A 21,833-nucleotide genomic window follows, 5' to 3' on the forward strand; every position below is an offset into this window, starting at 1 on the left:
TATTTCACGAACTCGCAAAATTGACCGTCCGCTCGGCCGCCCCGAACAATCGAGGCATCCCCGCCGACTCCCGGAACGGACGAAACCACCGTGAAGAAGACCTTGCCCCTCCTGGCCGCCGCCGCGGTGCTGCTCGCCGGGTGCGCGTCGGCGACGGCCACCGGCGCGCCCGGGCAACCCGAGAAACTCGAACTGCGCTACCAGGGCAGCGCGAACTCCGTCACCCTGCCCGAGCTCGCCGAGGACCTGGGCTACTTCGGCCCGGTCAAGCTGAAGTGGGTCGGCAACACGATCAGCGGCCCGCAGGACATCCAGTCCGCGGCCACCGACCAGACCGACTTCGGCGGCGCCTTCACCGGCGCCGTGGTCAAGCTGGTCGAAGCCGGCGCGCCGGTCAAGGCGGTCGTCAACTACTACGGCTCCGACGACAAGGCGTTCATCGGCTATTACGCCAAAGAGGACAGTCCGATCCGGACGGCCCGCGACCTGGTCGGCAAGAAGGTCGGCGTCAACACGGCCGGCGCCAACCTGGAGGCCGCGCTCGACACCTGGCTGCAAAAGCAAGGCCTCTCGGACGAGGAGATCAAGCAGGTCCAGCTCGTGGTCATCCCGCCGGTGAACGCCGAGCAGGCGCTGCGCAACGGCCAGCTCGACGTTGTCGCTCTGCAGGGGATCCTGCAGGACCACGCCCTCGCCGCCGGCGGGGTCCGAGCCCTGTTCAGCGACGTCCAGGCGTTCGGCCCCTACAACGGCGGCCCGTACGTGCTGCGCACCGACTTCATCAAGAAGTACCCGGAGACCACGAAGATCTTCGTCTCCGCGGTGGCGAAGGCGATCGAATGGGAGCGCACCACCCCGCGCGAAGAGGTGATCGCCCGGTTCACCAAGATCATCAACGCCCGCGGCCGCAACGAGAACACCGGCACCCTCAAGTACTGGAAGAGCGTCGGGATCACCCACGGCGGTCTCATCTCCGACCAGGACTACACGCTGTGGGAGCCGTGGCTGAAGCAGCAGGGCTACATCAAGGGCGAGAAGATCGACACCGCGAAGCTCTACACCAACGAGTTCAACCCCTACCGCGACGGCGCCCCGGCGGTGACCAAGTGATCGGGATCCGGTCCGTCACCAAGACTTTCGGCGAGCTGACCGCACTCGACGACGTCACGCTCGACGTCGCCGAAGGCACCTTCCTGTCCCTCGTCGGGCCGAGCGGGTCGGGCAAGTCGACCCTGCTCGACCTCCTCGGCGGGCTCACCACGCCGACGTCCGGTGAGGTGCTGATCAACGGCGAGCCGGTGCGCGGCCCCGGCCTCGACCGCGGGGTCGTCTTCCAGCAGTACGCGCTGTTCCCGTGGCGCACGGCCCGCGCCAACGTCGAGTTCGGCCTCGAGGGCGGCCCGCTCGGGAAGCGGCAGCGGGCGGACCGGGCGCACGAGTTCCTCGCCCTGGTCGGGCTTTCCGGCTTCGAGGACCGTTACCCGCACGAGCTCTCCGGCGGGATGAAGCAGCGGGTCGCGATCGCCCGCAGCCTCGCCTACGACCCGGCGGTGCTGCTGATGGACGAGCCGTTCGCCGCTCTCGACGCCCAGACCCGCGAGCAGCTGCAGGACGAGCTGCTGCGGATCTGGCGCCGCACCGGCAAGACGATCGTGTTCATCACCCACGGCATCGACGAAGCCGTCTACCTCGGGCAGCGGGTCGCCGTGCTGACGTCGCGGCCCGGGCGGCTCAAGGCCGTCGTCGACATCGACCTCGGCGACCGCACCGGGGACGTCCGGTCCGACCCGGCGTTCGGGCGGCAGCGCCACCGGCTGTGGGAGCTGCTGCACGACGAGGTCCGCAAGGCGGCCGAACACGAACGGAGCGTCCTCGGATGACCACCACCCTCGAAGCGCCACCCGTCCACAGTGGACCGGCGACCCCGCCGCCGAAACCACGGCGGTTCACGAAGAAGCTGACCCGCGCGGTGCACGGCTCGGCCGCGATTGTGCTTTTCGTCGCGCTTTGGGAGCTTCTCCCCCGGTTCGTGCTCGACGAAGGCACCCGGACGTTCCCGCCGCCGCTGTCCGAAGACCTGCGGGCCCTCTGGGACCTCGTGCTCGACGGGCAGCTCGCCGACCACCTGCTGGCCAGCGTCGGGCGGTCGGCCGCCGGGTTCGCCGTGGCCGTGGCCGTCGCGGTGCCGCTCGGGCTGCTGATCGGCTGGTACCGGCCCGTCGCGCGCTTCCTGCAGCCGCTGCTGGAGCTCGCCCGCAACACCGCCGCACTGGCACTGCTCCCGGTGTTCACGCTGCTGCTGGGCATCGGTGAGCTGTCGAAGGTCACTCTCGTCGTCTACGCGTGCGTCTGGCCGGTGCTGCTCAACACGATCGCCGGGGTGAACACGGTCGACCCGCTGCTGGTCAAGGCGGCCCGCTCGCTGGGGCTGTCCAGCCCGCGGCTGTTCCGGAAGGTGATCCTGCCCTCGGCCGTCCCGACGGTGTTCACCGGCATCCGGATGGCCGCGTCCTACTCGATCCTGGTGCTGGTGGCCGCCGAGATGGTCGGCGCGAAGGCCGGGCTCGGTTACCTCATCAACACCAGCCAGGTGAACTTCCAGATCCAGCAGATGTACGCCGGGATCATCGCGGTCTCGGTGCTCGGAGTGCTCGTCAACCAGGGTTTTGTCGTCCTCGAACGGCGGTTTTCCACCTGGCGTCCCAAGGAGAAGCCATGATGCACCTCAACGCGTTCGTGATGCCGAACGGCCACCACGAAGCCGCGTGGCGGCACCCGTCGACCGACCCGCGCCGGGCGCGGACGCTGCAGCACTACGCCGACATCGCCCGTACTGCCGAGCGCGGCAAGCTCGACTCGCTGTTCCTCGCCGACGGCGTCGCGCTGTGGGGCAACGTGAAGCACAACTCCCACAGCCACTTCGAGCCGCTGACGCTGCTTTCGGCGCTCGCCGCGTCCACGGTCCACATCGGACTGATCGCGACGGCGTCCACGACGTACAACGAGCCGTACCACCTGGCCCGGAAGTTCGCCTCGCTCGACCACCTCTCCGGCGGCCGTGCGGGCTGGAACATCGTCACCTCGGCCGGCATCGACGAGGCCCGGAACTTCAACCTGGCCAAGCGCCCGTCCCACGACGCGCGGTACGACCGGGCCGAGGAGTTCGTCGACGTCGTCAAGAAGCTCTGGGACAGCTGGGACGACGACGCCGCGATCGTCGACCGCGAGACCGGCGTCTACGCCGACACCGAGCGGATCCGGCCGGTCGCGCACAACGGCGAGCACTTCCAGGTTCGCGGCCCGCTCAACATCGAACGCCCGCCGCAAGGCCACCCGCTGCTGGTGCAGGCGGGCTCGTCCGAAACCGGCAAGGAGTACGCGGCCCGGCACGCCGAAGCCGTCTTCACCGCGCAGCAGACGTTCGCCGAGGGCAAGGCGTTCTACGACGACGTCAAGAGCCGCCTGGCGAAGTACGGCCGGACGCCGGACGAGATCAAGATCCTTCCCGGCATTTCGCCGATCCTCGGCCGCACCGAAGCCGAAGCGCGTCAGCGGGAAGCCGAGCTCAACGCGCTGATCACGCCGGACTACGGGCTGCGGCAGCTGTCGAAGATGCTCGACCACGACGTCACCGGTTACCCGCTGGACGGCCCGCTGCCTGAAGTGGGCAGCTTCACCGAAGGCGGGCAGAGCCGGTTCGAGCTGGTCGTCGGCCTGGCCCGGCGTGAGGACCTGACCATCCGGCAGCTGCTGGAACGGCTGGCCGGCGGCCGCGGGCACCGCGTCTTCGCCGGCACTCCGGTCCAGGTGGCCGACGAGCTGGAGGCGTGGTTCACCGGCGGCGCCGCGGACGGCTTCAACGTCATGCCACCGACCCTGCCCGGCGGGCTCGACGACTTCGTCGACCTCGTCGTCCCGGAGCTGCAGCGGCGCGGGCTGTTCCGCACCGAGTACTCCGGCGCCACCTTGCGCGAGCACTACGGCCTCGCGCGTCCCGTCAACCGCAACCGAGTGAAGGAGCCCGCATGACCACCCTCAGCACCGACGTCCGCAAGCTCACCGGGAGGATCGGCGCCGAGATCGTCGGTGTCGACCCCGCCGGCGACCTGGACGCGGCCCAGGTGGCGTTCCTCGCCGACGCCCTGCACGAGCACAAGGCGCTCGTGTTCCGCGACGTCACGCTCGACGACGAAGGACAGCAGCGGTTCGCCGCGCGCTTCGGCGAGCTGACCAAGGCGCACCCGACGGTGCCCGCCGTCGACGGCGCGCCGACGATCCTGCCGGTGGACAGCGAGCAGGGCCGCGCCAACCATTGGCACACCGACGTCACCTTCGTGCTCAACCCGCCGAAGGCCAGCACCTTGCGCAGCCTCGTGGTGCCGCCCTACGGCGGGGAGACGCTGATCGCGAACTCCGCGGCGGCCTACCGCGACCTGCCGGAGCCGCTGCGGGTCTTCGCGGACACGCTGCGCGCGGTGCACACCAACGACTACGACTACGTCCGGCCGCCGGAGACGGTGGACGACAAGGAACAGGCCCGGCGCGCGCAGTTCGTCTCGCGCAAGTACCGGACCGTGCACCCGGTCGTGCGGGTGCACCCGGTGACCGGCGAGCGCGGGTTGTACATCGGCGGCTTCGCGCAGCGGATCGAAGGCCTGTCGGTGAGCGAGTCGCGGGACCTGCTGCGGCTGCTGCAGTCCTACGTGACGCGGCCGGAGAACGTCGTGCGCGTGGCGTGGGAGCCGAACCAGCTGGTGCTGTTCGACAACCGGATCACCCAGCACTACGCGATCGACAACTACGACGGCCTGCCGCGGCGGCTCAACCGGGTGACGGTGGCCGGTGACATCCCGGTGGGGATCGACGGCCGGGCGAGCGAGTCGCTGGAGGGCGACGCCTCGCACTACACCTCGGTGGCGTGAGCCGGGCGCGGAACGGGCTCAGTGCTCGTTCCGCGCCTGTTCCCGGAAGTGGTCCCAGGCCCGGCTGACCAGCGACGGGTGCGTCCGCAGGTCGATCGCCGTGCGGGCCAGCGCCGCCGCCGACGCGAGCATCACCGACCGCCCGCGCGCGCCCGCCGACGCGGCCGCGAACTCTTCGGTGTGCACCGCGTACTCCTCCGCCGTGATCGCCACGAACGGGTGGATCGCCGGGACGCGGACGCTGACGTCGCCGATGTCGGACGACCCCGGGTAGACACCCGGCTCCGGCGGTGTCGCGTGGATCCCGCACGCCGCCAGGTGTTCGGTGAACCGCTCGGACAGCACCGGGTTGTCGCGGAAGTGCGCGAACCCGCGCCCGAGCCGTTCGACGTCGACCTTCGCGCCGGTCGCCAGCGCGGCGCCCTGCGCGCACGTGCCGACGTCCTCGGCCAGGCGGTCCAGCGCCCCGGTCGTCAGCGCGCGGAGCCCGAACCGGCCCTCGGCCCGGTCGGGGACGATGTTCGTCGCCTCGCCGCCGTGGGTGATGATGCCCTGGACGTGGGAGCTCGCGGGCAGCCGCTGGCGCAGCGCCGACACCGCGCCGAACGCCTGGACCAGCGCGGCGAGGGCGTCCACGCCCTGTTCGGGGTCGCCGGTGGGGTGGGCCGCACGGCCGTGGAAGGTCACCTTCAGCTCGACCTGCGCGGTCAGCGGCGCCGAGGACCACGAGTGGACGCCGGGGTGGACCATCAGGGCCGCGTCGACGTCGTCGAAGACGCCCGCCTCGGCCAACGCGACCTTGCCGCCGCCGCGCTCCTCGGCGGGGCAGCCGATCGCGAGCAGCGTTCCCGGGCTGTCCGCGAGAACCTCCTTCACGGCCAGCGCGGCACCGAGCCCGGACGCGGCGACGAGGTTGTGCCCGCAGGCGTGGCCCAGTCCGGGCAGCGCGTCGTACTCGAGCAGGAGCGCGACGCACGGCCGTCCGGTGCCCGCCCGCGCGACGAACGCCGTCGGCAGCCCGGCCACACCGGACTCCACCGCGAAGCCGGCCGTGGTCAGCTCACCGGTCAGCAGCTCCGCGGCGGCGTGCTCCTCATAGGACAGTTCCGGCCGTTCGTGCAGCGCGACGGCGACGGCCCAGAGCCGTTCGGCCCAGTGCTCGATCCGCTCGTCGGCCCGCTCGTGCAGGTCTTCGTGCCACTCCATGCCCACCGGAATACCCCCGCCCTGCACGGTCACACCACCCGCAGTGTTCCACACGGGCCGGCCGCGGTTTGCACGCTGGACCGCACGGGTATCCGGGTGGCTCCCCGATCCCCAGGAGAACCCCGGTGAACCAAGCCCCCGGTGAAGTGCTGACGTTCGGCATCGAAGAGGAGTTCTTCGTCGTCGACCGCCGTGGCCACCTCTCGCAGGCGGGCGACAACGTCGTCGACGCCGCGGAAGCCACGGCGAACGACCAGGGCGAGCTGCAGCACGAACTGACCCGGTCGCAGGCCGAGGCCGCGACCGACGTCTGCCGGACCCACGGCGAAGCGCTGCGGCAGCTGCGCGGGATGCGTGCCGGCCTGTCGGGCGCCGCGCGCCGGCGCGGGCTGCGGGTGCTGCCCGCGGCCGCGCCGCCGCTGGCCGAAGCGGGCCCGCCGACCATCACGCCCAGCCCGCGGTACGAGCGGATGGCCGAGCACTTCGGCGCCACCGCGCGGACTTCGCTCACCTGCGGCTGCCACGTGCACGTCGCGATCCCCGACCAGGACAGCGGCATCCGCGTCCTCAACCACGTCCGCCCGTGGTTGCCGGTGCTGCTCACGGTCACCGCGAACTCGGCGATCGCGGACGGCTACGACACCGGTTACGGCAGCTGGCGGTACCAGCAGTGGAGCCGGTGGCCGTCGGCGGGCCCGCCGCCGCGGTTCGCCTCCCTCGACGAGTACGAAAGCATCGTCGACGGCTGGCTGCGCGCCGGTTCGATCCTCGACCGCGGGATGATCTACTGGGACGTCAGGCTTTCGGAGAAGCAGCCGACGATCGAGTTCCGCATCGCCGACGTCGCCGCGACCCCGGAGGAGGCCGTCCTGCTCGGCGTGCTCGCGAGAGGCCTGGTCGCGACCGCGCTGGCCGAAGCCACGTCCGCACCGGAGCTGTCGAACGAAGTGCTGCGCGCGCAGCTGTGGCGGGCGTCTCGCGAAGGGCCGACCGGCTGCTGCCCGCACCCGGACAGCGGAGACCTGGTGCCGGCCAAGGCGGTGCTCGACGACCTGATCGAGCGGACGGCGCCCGCGCTGGAGGCGGCGGACGACCTGGAGTTCGCGCGGGAAGGGCTGACGCGGCTCGTCGCGGAAGGCGGCGGCGCGGACCGGCAGCGGCGCCGGTTCGCGGAACGGAACCGGCCGGAAGACGTCGTCGACCTGCTGACGGGCGGCTAGCGCGGGCTTCGGCGGCCGAGCCGGTCGGCCAGTTCGAGCGCACGCACGGCGGCGCGGGAGCGGCCGGGATCGAGGACGAAGCGGATCCCGGCGACTTCGGCCCGCTGCTGCGCCCGGAGCAGCACGTCGATGCCCGCGGCACCCAGGAAACCCACTTCGCCGAGGTCGACCCGGAGCACCCCGGGGCAGGCCCGCACGTGCTCGGCCAGCGCGGCTTCCAGCTCGGGCGCCGTGCGGAGGTCGACCTCCCCCGACACCTCGACGACCACCGCGTCGGCCGTCTTCCAGCGGATCCGGCTCCGCAGGTCACCGTCCGCGGGAGCGCGCGGGGAAGGCAGGTCCGTGCGCGGCGAGACCACGCGCGGCCGCTCGTAGGTCGTCATGACCACGAAGTACCCCGGGCATGATCATCCCGAAACACGCCGTGGCTCTCTTCGCCGTTGCTGTGCCCCACAGGTCTTCGGCGCCGCGGTTCCAGGCCCTGATCCGCATCTCGGTGTCGAGGACGACCATCCCGGCCTGGACCGAGGTCAGCACGGACTCCAGGAAGTCGTTCAGCTCGTCGAGCTCGACGCCGCAGTCGCGGAGCGCGTCGTTGATCGTCTGCAGCTCTTCGTAGGCCGACTCGAGCCGGCGGTTCGCGTGCTCGAGCTCGGTGAGCAGCAGCCGCGCCCGGCTGACGTCGTGGAACACGACCGACACCCCGAGCAGGCTCTTGTCCTTGCCCACCAACGGGTTCACGTGCACCTCGAACCACACGGTCTCACCGGCGCGGCGCCACTCGACGTCCTTGATCCGCAGCGAGCGGCGTTCCAGCCGGGCCTGTTCGACGTACGGCCGCAGCCCGACCGGGCGGTAGGAGAGGTCGAGGTCCCACAGCTCGCGCCCGAGGTCCCGGTCGGCCAGCCCGAACGAGATCTCGGCCTGCTGGTTGATCAGCGCGGTGACCTCGTCGGCCGTCACCACGATCTGCGCGACGGGGCTCGCGGAGAAGGCGCGCTCGCGCAGGTGGTCGAGGCCGTTGACGTGTGTGGCTGAGCAGCATCTCGGCCTTGCCCAGGAACATCATCCCGCGGCGCCGGCGCGAAGTGGAACCGCTCGAGGATGTTGCGGCACGCGAGCAGGTCGATCCGGGAGATCGGAGCGTCCTGCACGAGGTCGTTGCGCCCGAAGATGACCGAGCGGCGGAGGTCCTTGCGGAAGCTGTACCGGCTGCCGTGCTGCTCGACGTAGGGTCTCGAGGGCGCCTTCGGGCAGCCCTCTTGACCCGCTGGCGGAAGGCCTCGACCCCGATCGCCTCCGCGAAGACGATGGCGAGGGCTGTAGGCCTCCCGGCCCGCCGCGCACCCTGCGCACCACACCCGGATCGGCTCATCCGCCGCTGGACCCGCCGCATCAGGCTCGTCCGCTGGTAGCCGGTGAAGTCGAACCCGCGGGACTTCTTGATGTAGCGGAGCACCGCTTCGAACTCGTCGTCGCCTTCCGGCCGCAGATCCGTCACCGGGGAGAGGCTGTCCGGCGATGGGTGCGCGGGCGGCCACGCCGGGCCAGCACCGCCCAGACGACCTTTCCGCCCGTCCAGGACGGGTTGCAGCCCCAGGCCTGGGCGATCTGCGCGACCATCGCCAGCCCGAGGCCGGGGTCGGTGGCGGCGACCCGCTCGTGCAGCACGGCCGGGCGCGGGCCGTCGTCGGCGACCGACACCGACAGCCTGTCCCGCCGCAGCTCGAGCCGCAGCCGGGCCGCGGAATCGGTGTGCCGGATCGTGTTCTCGACCAGCTCCGTCGCGATGACCAGCGCGTCCTCGGTGTATTCCGGCACCTGCCAGTCGGCGCACACCCGGGTGACGAACCGCCGCGCGAGCGCCGACGCGCCGGGCACCGGAACCAGCAGCTGCACCGCGCGGCGCCGCGGCGGGTGGTGCAGCTCCCGTTCGGCCATGCCCAGGTCGGGGTGAACCGGGACGAACCGGGCGACCGCCCGCATCGTCAGCATCAGGAAGTGGTCCGGGCGCGGGGTGACGAGCGAAAACGGGACGCCTGGCCAGGCGCTGACCCGCAGGGCGACCGTCCCGAAGACGGTGACCAGCCGGTCTTCTTCGACGGTGAGGCCGGCGATGTCGGCGACCACGCCGTCGGTGGCGTCGGTGGCGATCTTGAGCAGGCCTTCCCGCAGGTCGGGGTAGCTGTCCAGGCTCAGTGTGCCGGTCACGGTGACCACCGTGGCCCATGCCTGAGGCTCCGGGGCCAGGTGCACGGTCGCAGTCACGAAACCGGTCCCGGCTGCTGCGCGAGCAGGAAGCGCACGGTGTTCTGGTACCGCCCGCCGGCCAGCGTGCCACCACCGCGCGCGACGGCGTTCCGCTGCATCCGGCCGGCCAGCGCCGCCTTCTCGTCGAGGAGCAGATGGTGGTCGGGCGGCGCGACGTGGATGACACCCCCGGTCAGCGGACGGCCGTGTTCCGCCGGGACCGCGGGCAGCGCGCTCGACACCCTGGGCGCCAAGTGCAGGACGACGACGATCGCCGCCGGGAAGTCCGCGGGCAGCACCCGGACGAGCCCGCGCAGTGCCTCGATCCCGCCGGCGGAGGCGCCGACCACCACGACACCCCGCTGGACGGGCACGGCGACCACCTCCTCACGACGGTCACGCTAGCCCTCTCCGGCACCCGTGCCGCCATCGGACGCGGACCGAAACGAGGTTGTCACCCACCGTCGTACCCGCACACCGGGAGCCGGGCCGGACCGCGGATCGCGGCTCCCGCCACGCCGTGGGCCCACCGAGGCGGCCGCCGCGGCCGGGCTGCTCGCGCCCGACGCCGGCAGGCCCGTTCCGCCCGCACCGAGCCAGGCGCCCGAACGGTGACCAGTGCGGCGCGCCGACCCGTGCCGAGTCCACTGTGGACGGAATGGGGTCCGGCCCCGACCGGGGTGATCCGGGTTTCGCGGCGGCCGGGGCGGGTACCAGCGTGCGTGGGACGCACCCGACTCCGGCGCAGTGACCTGCGCGGCCCCGGCATCCGGCGGGTCCGCCGCGGCCGCGGCTTCTCGTACACGACGACCGACGGCGAGCCCGTCACCGGCGCCGAGCCGCTCGACCGGATCAAGGCCCTGGTCATCCCGCCGGCCTGGCGGGACGTGTGGATCTGCCCGCACCCGAACGGGCACGTCCAGGCCGTCGGCACCGACGACGCCGGGCGGCGCCAGTACCTTTACCACGAGCAGTGGCGGCGGGACCGCGACGAGGAGAAGCACGACCGCGTCCTGGCGATGGCCCGGCGGCTCCCGGCGTGGCGGGACTCCGTCGAGACCGATCTGTCCGGATCCGGCCTCACCCGGAAGCGGGTTCTCGCGGCGGCGCTGCGGATGCTCGACCGGGGGATCTTCCGCACCGGCGGCGAGGAGTACGCGGAGGAGAACGGCACGCACGGCGTCGCGACGCTGCTGCGTGAGCACGCCGCGGTCCGCGGGGACGAATGCCGGTTCTGCTACGTCGCCAAAGGCGGTCTCGACCGTGAAGTGGCGATCCGGGACGAGGCGCTGGCCAAAGTCCTGAAGTCCCTGCTGCGCAGCCGGCCGGGCAGCGACCGGCTGCTCGTCTGTCGCGAGGGCCGCACCTGGCACGAGGTGCACGCGGCCGACGTCAACGAGCGGTTCAAGGAGCTCGCCGGCGACGACTGCACCGCGAAGGACCTGCGCACCTGGAACGCGACGGTGCTGGCGGCGACCGCGTTCGCCGCCGCGGACCCGCCTTCGTCGGACGCCGCCCGCAAGCGCGCGGAGGCGGGCGTGATGAAGGAGGTTTCCCTGGCGCTGGGCAACACCCCCGCGGTGTGCCGATCGTCCTATGTGGACCCGCGGCTGGTCGAGGCCTACCGCGACGAGCGCACGATCGCGGCGGCGCTGAAGCGGGCGGCACGCGTCGACGGGGACGACGCGCGGGCGGTGCTGGAGAAGGCGTGCGCACGGCTGCTGAGCAGCGCGTGATTGAACATCACCCGGGCGGGGAAATCCGAGGATGTCCGGACGGCCGCAGACAGCAGGGGGCACGGTGAGTGAGCGTCGATCCACCCGTACGTGTACTGGCCCGCGGACCCGCTCGTCCGGGAACCTGGGACCGATGAATCCCGACGTTTCCTCCGTGCGCTGGCGCGCGTCGATCGGCCTCGTGGTCGGCGGCGACGGGCCGGTGTCGAGCATCGTCGAATCCGACCACGGGAGCGAAGGCTCGGCCCGCGAGTGGATCGAGCGGAAGCTGCCGCGGGCGAGGTTCCCGGCGTGGATCCCGGCGGCCCGCCGCGTGGACGGCGCCGAACTGTTCGGCCGGGTCGACCGCGGGCGCGTGGTGACCGGACGCCTGCTGCCGACGTGGGAGTCCGAGGGAACACCCGTGTGGCACGCGGACCAGGCCGGCGACCGGGTGCAGTGGCGCCGCTGCGCGGCCGAAAGCGACTGACCGCTCAGGCGGCGCCGACGTCCGTGCGCAGCAGGCAGAACTCGTTGCCTTCCGGATCCTGCAGCACTTCCCAGGATTCAGTACCGTTCTGGCCGACGTCCGCCGGGCGCGCGCCGAGCGCCAGCAGCCGGGCCAGCTCCGTCTCGTGATCCGTGCCGGCCGGGCTGACATCCAGGTGCAACGGCAGCTTCCCGCGGCGCGGGTTGTCGGTCTGCGCCAGGACCAACGTCGGCGGCCCGGCGCCGAACCGGCCCCCGGGCGGACCCAGCTCGAGACCGTCGGGCTCGTGGCCGACGACCTCGTAACCGAGCACGGCGCACCAGAACTCGGCGAGCCGGCCGGGATCGGCACAGTCCAGGACGAGCTCGGTGATCCGGCAGGCCATCCCGCTCAGCTCCGTTCGGTGGCTTCGTCGTCGACCACCATCGTGGCACGCGGGCGCAGGCCCGGGTTCGCCGGCGCGGGCATACCCCGTCGATGACGGGGTACTCCTGCTTCGCCCCGACGAGCAGGAGGTAGCCGTGACCGAGGTCAGCCGGGTGATCGACGTGCCGCCCGAAGCCGTGTACGACGTCCTCGCCGACGGCTGGCTCTATGCCGGCTGGGTGGTCGGGAGCTCGCACATCCGCGACGTCGACGAGCGCTGGCCCGCGACCGGCTCGCGGATCCACCACAGCGTCGGCCCGTGGCCGGTGCACATCCAGGACGAGACCGTCGTGACCGCGGTCGAGCCGGGGCTTTCGCTGGCGCTGGAGGCGCGGGCCTGGCCCGTCGGCGCCGCGGCGGTCGGGCTCACGCTCGTGCCGCACGGCGACGGAAAGACCCTGGTCCGGATGACCGAGCACGTCGTGCGCGGGCCCGGCAAGCTGCTGCCGGCGGCCCTGCAGTCGCTGCTGGTGAAGCCGCGCAACACCGAGTCCCTGGCGCGCCTGGCCGACCTCGCGACCGGCAGGCACGCGAACCCGGCTCAGCCGTAGATCGCACGGTGGGCCGCCCGGATCACCGCCGCGTACCCGAGACCCAGCTTTCCCGCCCGGGCCAGCGCCGCCCGGGCCGCGTTCGCGCCCGGGCCGCCGTGGACCGCGCCGCCCGGGTGCGCCGACGCGCCCGCCAGGAACAGGCGGTCCACCGGGGTGTCCGCGCGGCCCGCGCTCGGCACCGGCCGGAAGAACAGCTGCTGGTGGATCGCCGTGGTGCCACCGTTGACCGCGCCGCCCACCAGGCCCGGGTTGTGGTTCGCCAGTTCCACCGGCCCCTGGACGTAGCGGGCCTTGATCAGGTCGCGGAAGCCCGGCGCGTTCGCCTCCACCGTCTCCTCGATGCGCTTGGCGCGCCGCTCCAGCGCCGCGCGGTTTTCCATCGTGCCGCGCGGGACGTGCGTGTACGCCCACGCCGACTCCGTGCCCGGCGGGGACCGGTCCGGGTCCGTGGTGGTCATCTGGCCGAGCAGCAGGAACGGCCGCCGCGGGGTGCGGCCGCGGGTGAGCTCACTCCCGTAGGCGGACAGGCCGTCGAGGTCCGTCCCCAAGTGGATCGTGCCGGCGCCGCGCGCGGCTTCGGCCGTCCACGGGATCGGGCCGGACAACGCCCAGTCCACCTTGACGGTCGCACTGTCCCATTCGAACCGGCCGAGATCCTCGACCAGCCGCCGCGGCAACCACTCCGCGCCGACCAGGTCGCCGTACAGGATCGGCGCCGGGACGTCCGCGAGCACGGCCTTGCGGGCGCGCACCGGAGCGCCGGAAGCGTCGCGGACCCCGAGCGCGCGTCCATCGCGGACGAGCACCTCGGCCACCGGACGTCCACAGTGGACGATTCCACCGCGGGACTCCAGCCGTCGCACCAGCGCCGTGACCAGCTCCCCCGCGCCGCCCGCCGGCACCGGGAACCCTTCGTCCTGGCCGATCATCGCCATCAGCCAGCCGAACACCGCGCTGCCCGCGTTGTCCACCGACAGGTCGCTGTGCGCGGCGTTCCCGGCCAGCAGCAGCTTCGCGCCCTCGCCGTCGAACAGCTCGTCGCCGAACCGCCGCGCGGGCAACGTGAGCATCCGCGCCAGGCGCAGCGCTTCCGGCGTCCCGGTGCGCCACAGCAGCTTCAGCCCCGGGCGGACCGGCGGGAACGGCGTGAACAACGCGTCCAGCAGCGGTTCCCGGATCTCCCGCCACTGCTCGACCAGCCGCCGCCACGCGTCGCCGTCGCCGGGGGCGAACGCCTCGACCGACGCCGCCGTGCGGTCGAGGTCCCGCGACAGCACCACGCTGCGGTCGTCGGGCAGCACGTGCGCGAGGACGTCGGGGGCGTGCCGCCAGCGCAGGCCGTGCTCCGCCAGGCGCAGCCCCTGGATCGCCGGGGACACCGCGCTCATCGGGTAGAAGGCGCTGAACAGGTCGTTGCGGAAGCCCGGTTCGGTGACCTCGGCCGTCCGGACCGCGCCGCCGGGATGCCCGGTCGCCTCCAGCACCAGCACCGACCAGCCCGCGTCGGCCAGCAGGTTCGCCGCCACCAGGCCGTTGTGCCCGGCGCCGATGACCACTGCGTCGACGGCTTCGGTACTCACTGGGACCTCCCGGGGGCCGGCTCGTCCCTGTCGAGACTACTGGCTGGGCTGGAGCAGGATCTTCTGCGCACCGTCGAGCTTCTTCTGGAAGATCTCGTACGCGCGCGGCGCTTCGGCGAGCGGCAGCTTGTGCGTCGCGAAGCTTTCGACGCCGAGCGGGTCGCCGTCGCCGGCGAGCACCGGCATGATGTCGTCGATCCAGCGCCGGACGTTGGCCTGGCCCATCCGCAGCTGGATCTGCTTGTCGAACAGCTCCATCATCGGCATCGGGTCGACCATGCCGCCGTAGACGCCCGACAGCGAGATCGTGCCGCCGCGGCGGACGCTGTCGATGGCCGCGTACAGCACGCTGAGCCGGTCGATGCCGGCCTTCTCGGTGACCTTGGCGCCGAGCTGCGGCGGCAGCAGGTTCACCAGGTTGTGCGCGAGCTTGCCGACCGGGGCGCCGTGGGCCTCCATGCCGACCGCGTCGATCACCGCGTCGGCCCCGCGGCCGTGGGTCAGCCCGCGGATCGTGTCGCCGATCTCCTTGTGGTCCCGCGTGTCCAGCGCGGTGGCGCCGTACTCACGGGCGCGCGCGAGCCGCTCCGGCACGAGGTCGACCCCGATCACCTGACCGGCGCCGTGGTGGCGGGCGATGCGGCAGCTCATCTGCCCGATCGGCCCGAGCCCGAAGACGACGACCGTGCCGTCCTTCGGGATGTTCGCGTACTCGACGGCCTGCCACGCGGTCGGCACCACGTCGGAGAGGTAGACGAACCGGTCGTCCGGCGGGCCGTCCGGCACCTTGATCGGGCCGTAGTGCGCCTGCGGGACCCGCAGGTATTCGGCCTGGCCGCCGGGCACCTGGCCGTAGAGCCGCGTGTAGCCGAGCAGCGACGCGCCCTTGCCCTGTTCGGTCACCTGGGTGGTTTCGCACTGCGACTGCAGGCCGCGCTCGCACATCCAGCAGTAGCCGCAAGAAATGGTGAAGGGCACTACGACCCGGTCGCCGGGCTTGATGTGCTTCACCTCGGGGCCGACCTCTTCGACGATCCCCATCGGCTCGTGGCCGAGGATGTCGCCCTCGGTCATGAACGCACCGAGGACCTCGTAGAGGTGCAGGTCGGAGCCGCAGATCCCGGTCGAGGTGACCCGGATGACGGCGTCGGTGCCCTCCTCGATCTTCGGGTCCGGCACCTCTTCGACGCGGACGTCACGCTTGCCGTGCCAGGTCACTGCCTTCATGGCTCTCCTCTTCCGCGGGGTTGTCCACCCCCGGTTTCCCGGGTGGGCGGGCGGCAAACGCGCGGCCGCCGGCGGTTGGCGCCCTCGCGGACCGGGTAGCCGGAGTGGTCCGAACCCACCGGGAGGAACCCATGCCCCTGCGCGTCCTGGCGCTGACCTGCACGCTCAAGCCGTCGCCGTCGAAGTCGAGCAGCGACCTCATCGCGCGCCAGCTGCTGGACCTGTTCGCCGAGCGCGGCGCCACCGGCGAGATCGTCCGCGTGGTCGACTACGACGTCCGCCCGGGCGTGGAAAGCGACATGGGCGAGGGTGACGAGTGGCCGGAGATCCGGCACAAGATCTTGGCCGCCGACGTCCTGCTGGTCGCCACGCCGACGTGGGTGGGCCACATGTCGAGCGTCGCGCAGCGCGTCCTCGAACGCCTTGACGCCGAACTGTCCGAACAGGACGGCGAAGGCCGGCCCGCGATGTTCGGCAAGGTCGCGGTCGCCGCGGCGGTCGGCAACGAGGACGGCGCCCACAAGATCATCGCCGACCTGTTCCAGGCCCTCAACGACACCGGCTTCACGGTGCCGGCGCAGGGCGGCACGTACTGGAACGGCGAGGCCATGCAGGGCGGCGACTACAACGACCTCGACGAGACGCCCAAGGCCGTGGCCTCGGCGAACGCGACGCTCGTCCGCAACGCCGTCCACCTGGCGAACCTGCTCCGGGAGCAGCAGTACCCGGCATCGTGAGGGCTGCATCTCTCCGAGTCAGCGGCTTTCCAGCCGCTCCAGCAGGTGCCGCGCGGGCAGGGTCAGGGTGCCGAGCCCCAGCCGCGCGGACACCCCGTCGTCCGCGGTGACCAGCCGCTCCTCGAGCTGCGCCAGCAGCTCACGGGAGCGGTCCAGGTCGACCGCCTCGCCGTCCTTCGCCACCGACCGGACCGCGCCGGCCAAGCCGGCGACCAGGTCCGCCAGCGCGTCCCGGGCGGCCGGCCACGGGTAGCCGAACGGGTGCTCCTGCTGCCCGGACGTCGTCCGGACGGCGGTGACCAGCTGGGACACCGGCGGCCACAGCGCGATGAGTGTCGCGAGTGGACGTTCGTGGCGGCTGCCCGCCCCCGGCCGGCGGCGGCGCAGGTTGAGCAGCCGTCCCTCCTTGGTCAGGCCGGCGGCGTCCTCGGCCAGCTGCACGAGGCTCCGCACGTCGCGGGCCCGGGCCAGCAGGTCTTCGACGTCCTCCGGCGGCTCGTCGTGGCGGACCAGGTCGGCCGTCGCCTCCAGCAGTTCGGCCAGCGCGGTCGCGAGCCGGCCGGCGGCCGAGGACAACCGTTCCCCGTGCAGCGGCGGGAAGATCAGGGCGTTCACCACCGCGCCGATCGTCGCGCCCAGCGCGGTCTCCAGCAGCCGGTCGCCCAGCAGCACGGTCTCGGTCGCGGTGCCGTAGGAGATCACCAGCATGCCGGTGACGCCGACCCAGATCCCGGCCGAGCCGAAGTGCCGCCAGTTCCCGGCCAGCAGCCCGGCGAACACGACCACGGCGAGCGCCACGGCCTGCGACGGGATCAGCTGCCCGGCGAGCGCGGCGAGCAGCACGCCCGCCGCCACGGCGCCGACCTGCTGCAGCCAGCCCCGCAGCGACCGGTACACCGTCGCGTCCACCAGGAACACCGCCGCGTACGGCGCGAGGAACGGCTGGGGCAGCCGCAGCACCAGCGTGGCCAGCAGCCAGGCGCCGGTGGCGGCGAACGTGGCTTTCGCGGCTTGGACGAGACTTTGCCGTTCGGTTCCCGGGACCCCCAGCGCGCGGGCGAACCAGCCCACCGGCGTCCGGTCGTGCCGTTCGGTCAGCGCGGTCCCGAAGCGCGACCGCGGCCGCTCCCCCGGCGCTTCGGCCATCGGTCCTCCCTCCGCGGATCGGTCACCGCGCACCGGTTACCCCGGGCCCGGCGGGCCGAACCGCGGGTGTCCACTTCGGACTCGGTTTGGTCCCGCGTGGACGTGGTAACCGGCCGGGACACGGACTTCGCTCCCCACCGGACCGGGGGCCCGCGTCCTGGTTGCAGGGACCGGCGCCTTCCACGTCCGTCCCGGGCGGTTTCGGCCCGGCGCCACCGGGTAGCCGGAAAGACACGGCGTGAAGGAGGGCTCCCATGCACCGCACCACCACCCTGCCGACGGGCGAGTACGCATGACCACGGCACCAGTCGTCGTGCAGTACCGCCTGCACGCGGACTTCGCCGTCGGCCACCCCTGGGTGCGGCGGCTGCTCGGCGCCCGCAGCGGCCTCGATCTCGACGCGGGCGGTCTGCGAGTGCGCCTCGGGCCGTGGGTAGTCACCACGCCGCTGCACAACCTCGCCGGAGCCGAGGTCAGCGGCCCGTACAGCGCGTTGCGCGGCCTCGGCGTCCGGCTTTCGCTCGCCGACCGCGGCCTGACGTTCGGCACGACCACTGTCGGCGGTGTCTGCGTGCGGTTCCGGGAGCCGGTGCCCGGCATCGAGCCGTGGGGACTCCTGCGGCACCCGGGCCTGACGGTGACGGTCGCCGAGCCGGACCTGGTCGCGGAGGCGGTCAACCGGATCGTGGCGGCGACCTGACGGCGGCGCGGATCCTCGCGGTCGACTGCCGGCAGCCGGACCTGCTCGACCTGCCACCAGCTCGACCTCGAAGGCGGCCGGCGCTGCTCGGCGCGAAGGTCCTCGACGACCGGGAGGACAACGAGCTCTGCGTGCTGCCGCCGCGCTGACGCGGGCGTGGACTGCTCAGGACTGGCCCTCGGGCAGGCAGACGGGGTTGCTCGCGCAGCCGGCGAGACGCTCGTCGAAGCCGTCCGGGGCCCCGGGTCTCCGCAGGTCCGGCGGGTCGGGCCGGCCTGGGTACGCGTCGCCGTAGAGATCCTTCACGAAGGCCAGGACGGTGTCCGGCGCCGCCAGCACGTCGACGCCGAGGTAGGCGAGCACCACCACGTCCTCGCCGGCCGCGGACTCGACCGCCGCGGCCCAGCCGTCACGCTCGTCCCACAGCAGGGCCGCTTCGTGGTCCGGGAACCGCGCGAGCCGGCGCTCCAGCGCGAAGTACGCGGACGCGGGCACTTCCACCTCGCAGAACCACGCCGGCACGTCCAGCTTGGTCGCCACGGCCAGGAAGTACTGCCGCAGCCCGCGCGCCGGAGCGCCGAGCCCGTCCCGTTCGATCATCTCGCCCGCCCATCCGGTTCGCGGCCCCCGCCGGGTGGTACCCCGCCACCCATCCGGTCAACCCGGGTCTCCCCGGGTGGAGCAGCACGTCACGGCCCGTCCTCAGTGGAGGTCCCAGGGTCACCGGCCGAGCAGCGAAAGCACGTCTTCGTCGCTCGTCTGGCGGAAATCGGCGTACCACTCGCCGACCACGCGGAATCCCGCCGGTTCGGCCACGCAGACGACGTCGTCGGCCCCGTCCCGCAGCCTCGCGACTGCGTCCGGCGCGTCCACCGGCACGGCGACGACGACGGTCCGCGGGTGCCCGGCCCGCAGGTCACGCAGGGCGGCCGTCGCGGTGAAGCCGGTGGCCAGCCCGTCGTCGACGAGGATGACCTCGCGGCCCGCCGGCCCGGTAGGCGCGCGGCCGCCGAGGTACCGCTCGAGGCGGCGCCGGGCCTCCGCCCGTTCGCGCTCTTCCGCGCGGGCCATCCGGACGGCCGTCAGCTCCATGACGCGCAGGATCGCTTCGTCGTAGATCGCGGGACCGTCCGGGGTCACCGCGCCGACGCCGTACTCACGCCGGCCCGGCGCGCCGATCTTGCGCGCGACCGCGACGTCCAGCTGAGCGCCGAGCCGCCGCGCGACCACGGCGGCCACCGGCACCCCGCCCCGGGCGAGCCCGAGCACAAGCGGGTCGGTCCAGGTCCGCCGCACCAAGGCGAGCCGGCGCCCGGCGTCCTCTCGGTCGGCGAAGACGCGCGCAACGCTCTCGCGGGTGCCCACGGGTCAGCCGCCGGGTACCTGCGGACAGCGCGGCCGCCTGGCGGCTTCGAGCACGGTTCCGGCCATACGTCGCGCATGCCCGTTCGGGAGCCGCCCGAAACCTCACGTGCGACTGCATGAATCGTCCACAGTGGACAGAGCCCGGGCGGTGTGGTCCCGCCCGGGCCCGGTCTCACAGCGTCTTCTCGAGCCGGCTCGCCAGCAGCTTGATGAACCGGCCCGGGTCACCCAGCTCGCCGCCTTCGGCCAGCAGCGCCATCCCGTAGAGCAGCTCGGCCGTCTCGGCCAGCCCCGCGTCTTCCGGCCGCGCGGTGTGCGCCTCGCGCAGGCCGGTCACCAGCGCGTGCTCGGGGTTCAGCTCGAGGATCCGCTTGATCGGCGGCAGCTCCTGCCCCATCGCCCGGTACATCTTCTCCAGCGTCGGGGTCAGGTCGTGGGTGTCCCCGACGATGCACGCGGGCGACGTCGTCAGCCGCGACGACAGCCGGACCTCCTTGACCGACTCGCCCAGGGACGTCCCCATCCACGACAGCAGGCCTTCGAAGTCCTTCTGCTGCTGTTCGCGGGCCACCTCGGTGGCCTTCTTGTCCTCGTCCGACTCCAGGTCGACCTGGCCCTTGGCGATCGACTGGAACTGCTTCCCGTCGAAGCCCGGCACCGCGTCGACCCACATCTCGTCGATCGGGTCGGTGAGCGCGAGCACCTCGTACCCCTTGGCCCGGAACGCCTCCAGGTGCGGCGAGTTCTCGATGGCCGACCGGGACTCGCCGGTCATGTAGTAGATGTGCTGCTGGCCGTCCTTCATCCGCTCGACGTAGTCGCGCAGCGAGGTCGGCTTCTCCGCGTCGTGCGTCGAGGCGAACGACGAGATCTCGAGGATGGCCTCGCGGTTCTCGAAGTCGTCGAGCAGGCCTTCCTTGACCGCGCGCCCGAATTCCCGCCAGAACGTCCCGTACTTCTCGGCGTCGGCGGTCATCATCGACTTCACCGTCGAGAGGACTTTCTTGACCAGGCGACGGCGGATCAGCTGGATCTGCCGGTCCTGCTGCAGGATCTCCCGCGAGACGTTGAGCGAGAGGTCCTGCGCGTCGACGACGCCCTTGACGAACCGCAGGTACTCGGGGACGAGCGACTCGCAGTCGTCCATGATGAAGACGCGCTTCACGTACAGCTGGACCCCGCGCTTGCGCTCCCGCAGGAACAGGTCCATCGGCGCGTGCGAGGGCAGGAACAGCAGCGCCTGGTACTCGAACGTGCCCTCGGCCTGCAGCCGGATGGTCTCCAGCGGGTCCTGCCAGTCGTGGCTGACGTGCTTGTAGAACTCGTGGTACTCGGCCTCGGTGACCTCGCTCGACGACCGCGCCCACAGCGCCTTCATCGAGTTGACCGTCTCGGGCGCCGCGTCCTCGCCCTCGCCGGCCATCCGGATCGGCCAGGTGATGAAGTCGGAGTACTTCTTGACGATCTCCCGGATCTTCGCCGGGGACGTGTAGTCGTAGAGGTGGTCCTCGGCGTCCTCGGGCTTGAGGTGCAGGGTGACCGCGGTGCCCTGCGGCGCGTCTTCGACCGGCTCGATCGTGTAGGTGCCTTCGCCGGTCGACTCCCAGCGCACACCCTCGGCCGTGCCGGCCTTGCGCGTCACCAGCGTGACCTTGTCCGCGACCATGAAGCTCGCGTAGAACCCGACGCCGAACTGCCCGATGAGGTCCTGCGACGCCGCCGCGTCCTTCGCCTCCTTCAGCTTGGTCAGGAAGTCGGCGGTGCCGGACTTGGCGATCGTGCCGATGAGGGCGACGACCTCGTCGCGCGTCATGCCGATGCCGTTGTCGCGCACCGTGAGGGTGCGCGCGGCCGGGTCCGCCTCGATCGCCACGTGCAGGTCGGCCGTGTCCGCGTCCAGGTCCTTGTCGCGGTACGACTCCAGCCGCAGCTTGTCGAGGGCGTCGGAGGCGTTGGAGACGAGCTCCCGCAGGAAGGTGTCCTTGTTCGAATAGATCGAATGGATCATCAGCTGCAGCAGCTGACGCGCTTCCGACTGGAACTCCAGCGTCTCGATCGGGGTGGTCACTTCCGGTCCTTTCCGGTGCACAAAAGCCGAGGTGGGCCGATCCTACCGAGGGGCACCGACACTGCTGGTCGTCACCCGGTCGCGCACTTCACTGATCCGGCCGGAAGCAGGCCGGCCCGCGCACGGCAAGCGACCGTCGGCACGGAGCCGTCAGGCCGTGACTGCGGTCGGATCAGTGAAAAGTGCGCACAGTATGAACGCAATCTAGGTGGGTCGGACTCCGAGGG

Annotated in this window: 23 protein-coding genes and 1 pseudogene; 11 read left to right on the forward strand and 13 right to left on the reverse strand. The window is 72.1% G+C overall.

Translation table 11 applies throughout. The features are described from left to right. Positions 1-90: 90 nt before the first annotated feature. The 5 genes from ACZ61C_RS43835 to ACZ61C_RS43855 are packed head-to-tail and all read left to right on the forward strand — an operon-like array spanning position 91 to position 4,922. Entirely contained in the window at positions 91-1,110 is a 1,020-nt protein-coding gene (locus ACZ61C_RS43835) for an ABC transporter substrate-binding protein (RefSeq protein WP_465313883.1), read from the forward strand. After that, a complete protein-coding gene (locus ACZ61C_RS43840; protein ID WP_465313884.1) occupies positions 1,107-1,880 on the forward strand; it encodes an ABC transporter ATP-binding protein in 774 nt (257 codons plus the stop codon). The genes ACZ61C_RS43835 and ACZ61C_RS43840 overlap by 4 nt, the downstream gene beginning before the upstream one ends. Next, complete coding sequence (locus ACZ61C_RS43845; RefSeq protein ID WP_465313885.1) at positions 1,877-2,719, forward strand: ABC transporter permease; 843 nt, start codon at positions 1,877-1,879, stop codon at positions 2,717-2,719. Before ACZ61C_RS43840 ends, ACZ61C_RS43845 begins: the two co-directional genes overlap by 4 nt. After that, positions 2,716-4,029: an LLM class flavin-dependent oxidoreductase gene (locus ACZ61C_RS43850; protein WP_465313886.1), complete on the forward strand. Its 1,314-nt coding sequence runs from the start codon at positions 2,716-2,718 to the stop codon at positions 4,027-4,029. The genes ACZ61C_RS43845 and ACZ61C_RS43850 overlap by 4 nt, the downstream gene beginning before the upstream one ends. Then, positions 4,026-4,922: a TauD/TfdA dioxygenase family protein gene (locus ACZ61C_RS43855; protein WP_465313887.1), complete on the forward strand. Its 897-nt coding sequence runs from the start codon at positions 4,026-4,028 to the stop codon at positions 4,920-4,922. Before ACZ61C_RS43850 ends, ACZ61C_RS43855 begins: the two co-directional genes overlap by 4 nt. Before the next feature lie 18 nt (positions 4,923-4,940). Here the strand turns inward: ACZ61C_RS43855 and ACZ61C_RS43860 are convergent, their stop codons facing one another. Continuing rightward, positions 4,941-6,128, reverse strand: coding sequence for a M20 family metallopeptidase (locus ACZ61C_RS43860; protein ID WP_465313888.1), 1,188 nt, complete (start codon positions 6,126-6,128; stop codon positions 4,941-4,943). A 125-nt stretch (positions 6,129-6,253) separates the two neighbouring features. Between ACZ61C_RS43860 and ACZ61C_RS43865 the strand changes: the two genes are divergently transcribed. Beyond that, on the forward strand, positions 6,254-7,348 hold the full coding sequence (locus ACZ61C_RS43865) for a carboxylate-amine ligase (RefSeq protein ID WP_465313889.1): 1,095 nt from the start codon (positions 6,254-6,256) through the stop codon (positions 7,346-7,348). Here ACZ61C_RS43865 and ACZ61C_RS43870 read toward each other — a convergent pair. The 5 genes and pseudogenes from ACZ61C_RS43870 to ACZ61C_RS43890 form a co-directional block, all read right to left on the reverse strand. After that, positions 7,345-7,731 carry an STAS domain-containing protein gene (locus ACZ61C_RS43870; RefSeq protein WP_465313890.1) on the reverse strand — a complete coding sequence of 129 codons (387 nt, stop codon included), beginning with the start codon at positions 7,729-7,731 and terminating at the stop codon, positions 7,345-7,347. The genes ACZ61C_RS43865 and ACZ61C_RS43870 overlap by 4 nt on opposite strands. After that, positions 7,655-8,311 (reverse strand): PAS domain-containing protein, encoded by a 657-nt coding sequence (locus ACZ61C_RS43875; protein ID WP_465313891.1) that lies wholly within the window; start codon positions 8,309-8,311, stop codon positions 7,655-7,657. The genes ACZ61C_RS43870 and ACZ61C_RS43875 overlap by 77 nt, the downstream gene beginning before the upstream one ends. A gap of 448 nt (positions 8,312-8,759) precedes the next feature. Further along, positions 8,760-8,849: pseudogene (locus ACZ61C_RS43880) on the reverse strand (hypothetical protein); the annotation flags it as partial. Next, positions 8,846-9,559 carry an ATP-binding protein gene (locus ACZ61C_RS43885; protein ID WP_465313892.1) on the reverse strand — a complete coding sequence of 238 codons (714 nt, stop codon included), beginning with the start codon at positions 9,557-9,559 and terminating at the stop codon, positions 8,846-8,848. The pseudogene ACZ61C_RS43880 and the gene ACZ61C_RS43885, both read right to left, overlap by 4 nt. Positions 9,560-9,612: 53 nt before the next feature. After that, the gene (locus tag ACZ61C_RS43890) at positions 9,613-9,972 is read right to left on the reverse strand and encodes a chemotaxis protein CheB (protein WP_465313893.1); all 360 of its coding nucleotides are present in this window, start codon (positions 9,970-9,972) and stop codon (positions 9,613-9,615) included. 348 nt (positions 9,973-10,320) lie between these two features. Between ACZ61C_RS43890 and ACZ61C_RS43895 the strand changes: the two genes are divergently transcribed. Both ACZ61C_RS43895 and ACZ61C_RS43900 read left to right on the forward strand, forming a co-directional pair. After that, positions 10,321-11,334: a DNA topoisomerase IB gene (locus ACZ61C_RS43895; RefSeq protein WP_465313894.1), complete on the forward strand. Its 1,014-nt coding sequence runs from the start codon at positions 10,321-10,323 to the stop codon at positions 11,332-11,334. A gap of 133 nt (positions 11,335-11,467) precedes the next feature. Next, positions 11,468-11,803 (forward strand): hypothetical protein, encoded by a 336-nt coding sequence (locus tag ACZ61C_RS43900; protein ID WP_465313895.1) that lies wholly within the window; start codon positions 11,468-11,470, stop codon positions 11,801-11,803. 4 nt (positions 11,804-11,807) lie between these two features. On the opposite strand, the gene ACZ61C_RS43905 is transcribed toward ACZ61C_RS43900, so the two are convergent. Beyond that, positions 11,808-12,188, reverse strand: coding sequence for a VOC family protein (locus ACZ61C_RS43905; protein ID WP_465313896.1), 381 nt, complete (start codon positions 12,186-12,188; stop codon positions 11,808-11,810). 136 nt (positions 12,189-12,324) lie between these two features. Between ACZ61C_RS43905 and ACZ61C_RS43910 the strand changes: the two genes are divergently transcribed. Continuing rightward, positions 12,325-12,780, forward strand: coding sequence for an SRPBCC family protein (locus tag ACZ61C_RS43910; protein ID WP_465313897.1), 456 nt, complete (start codon positions 12,325-12,327; stop codon positions 12,778-12,780). On the opposite strand, the gene ACZ61C_RS43915 is transcribed toward ACZ61C_RS43910, so the two are convergent. Then, positions 12,771-14,363 (reverse strand): phytoene desaturase family protein, encoded by a 1,593-nt coding sequence (locus ACZ61C_RS43915; protein ID WP_465313898.1) that lies wholly within the window; start codon positions 14,361-14,363, stop codon positions 12,771-12,773. The two genes, ACZ61C_RS43910 and ACZ61C_RS43915, sit on opposite strands and share 10 nt — an antisense overlap. A gap of 36 nt (positions 14,364-14,399) precedes the next feature. After that, positions 14,400-15,590: a zinc-dependent alcohol dehydrogenase gene (locus ACZ61C_RS43920; RefSeq protein WP_465313899.1), complete on the reverse strand. Its 1,191-nt coding sequence runs from the start codon at positions 15,588-15,590 to the stop codon at positions 14,400-14,402. A gap of 131 nt (positions 15,591-15,721) precedes the next feature. On the opposite strand from ACZ61C_RS43920, the gene ACZ61C_RS43925 reads away from it, so the two are divergent. Further along, entirely contained in the window at positions 15,722-16,327 is a 606-nt protein-coding gene (locus ACZ61C_RS43925; RefSeq protein ID WP_465313900.1) for a flavodoxin family protein, read from the forward strand. Positions 16,328-16,345: 18 nt separating this feature from the next. Here ACZ61C_RS43925 and ACZ61C_RS43930 read toward each other — a convergent pair whose 3' ends face one another. Then, a complete protein-coding gene (locus ACZ61C_RS43930; protein WP_465313901.1) occupies positions 16,346-17,473 on the reverse strand; it encodes an FUSC family protein in 1,128 nt (375 codons plus the stop codon). A 292-nt stretch (positions 17,474-17,765) separates the two neighbouring features. Between ACZ61C_RS43930 and ACZ61C_RS43935 the strand changes: the two genes are divergently transcribed. Next, positions 17,766-18,173, forward strand: a complete 408-nt coding sequence (locus ACZ61C_RS43935; RefSeq protein WP_465313902.1) for a hypothetical protein — start codon at positions 17,766-17,768, stop codon at positions 18,171-18,173. A 165-nt stretch (positions 18,174-18,338) separates the two neighbouring features. Here the strand turns inward: ACZ61C_RS43935 and ACZ61C_RS43940 are convergent, their stop codons facing one another. From ACZ61C_RS43940 to htpG, 3 genes are all read right to left on the reverse strand, one after another. Further along, on the reverse strand, positions 18,339-18,773 hold the full coding sequence (locus ACZ61C_RS43940) for a DUF6292 family protein (RefSeq protein WP_465313903.1): 435 nt from the start codon (positions 18,771-18,773) through the stop codon (positions 18,339-18,341). 120 nt (positions 18,774-18,893) lie between these two features. After that, entirely contained in the window at positions 18,894-19,538 is a 645-nt protein-coding gene (locus ACZ61C_RS43945; protein WP_465313904.1) for a phosphoribosyltransferase, read from the reverse strand. A gap of 172 nt (positions 19,539-19,710) precedes the next feature. Beyond that, positions 19,711-21,606, reverse strand: a complete 1,896-nt coding sequence (gene htpG / locus ACZ61C_RS43950) for a molecular chaperone HtpG (RefSeq protein ID WP_465313905.1) — start codon at positions 21,604-21,606, stop codon at positions 19,711-19,713. Positions 21,607-21,833: the final 227 nt, after the last annotated feature.

This window comes from Amycolatopsis sp. NPDC104587, assembly GCF_055583645.1.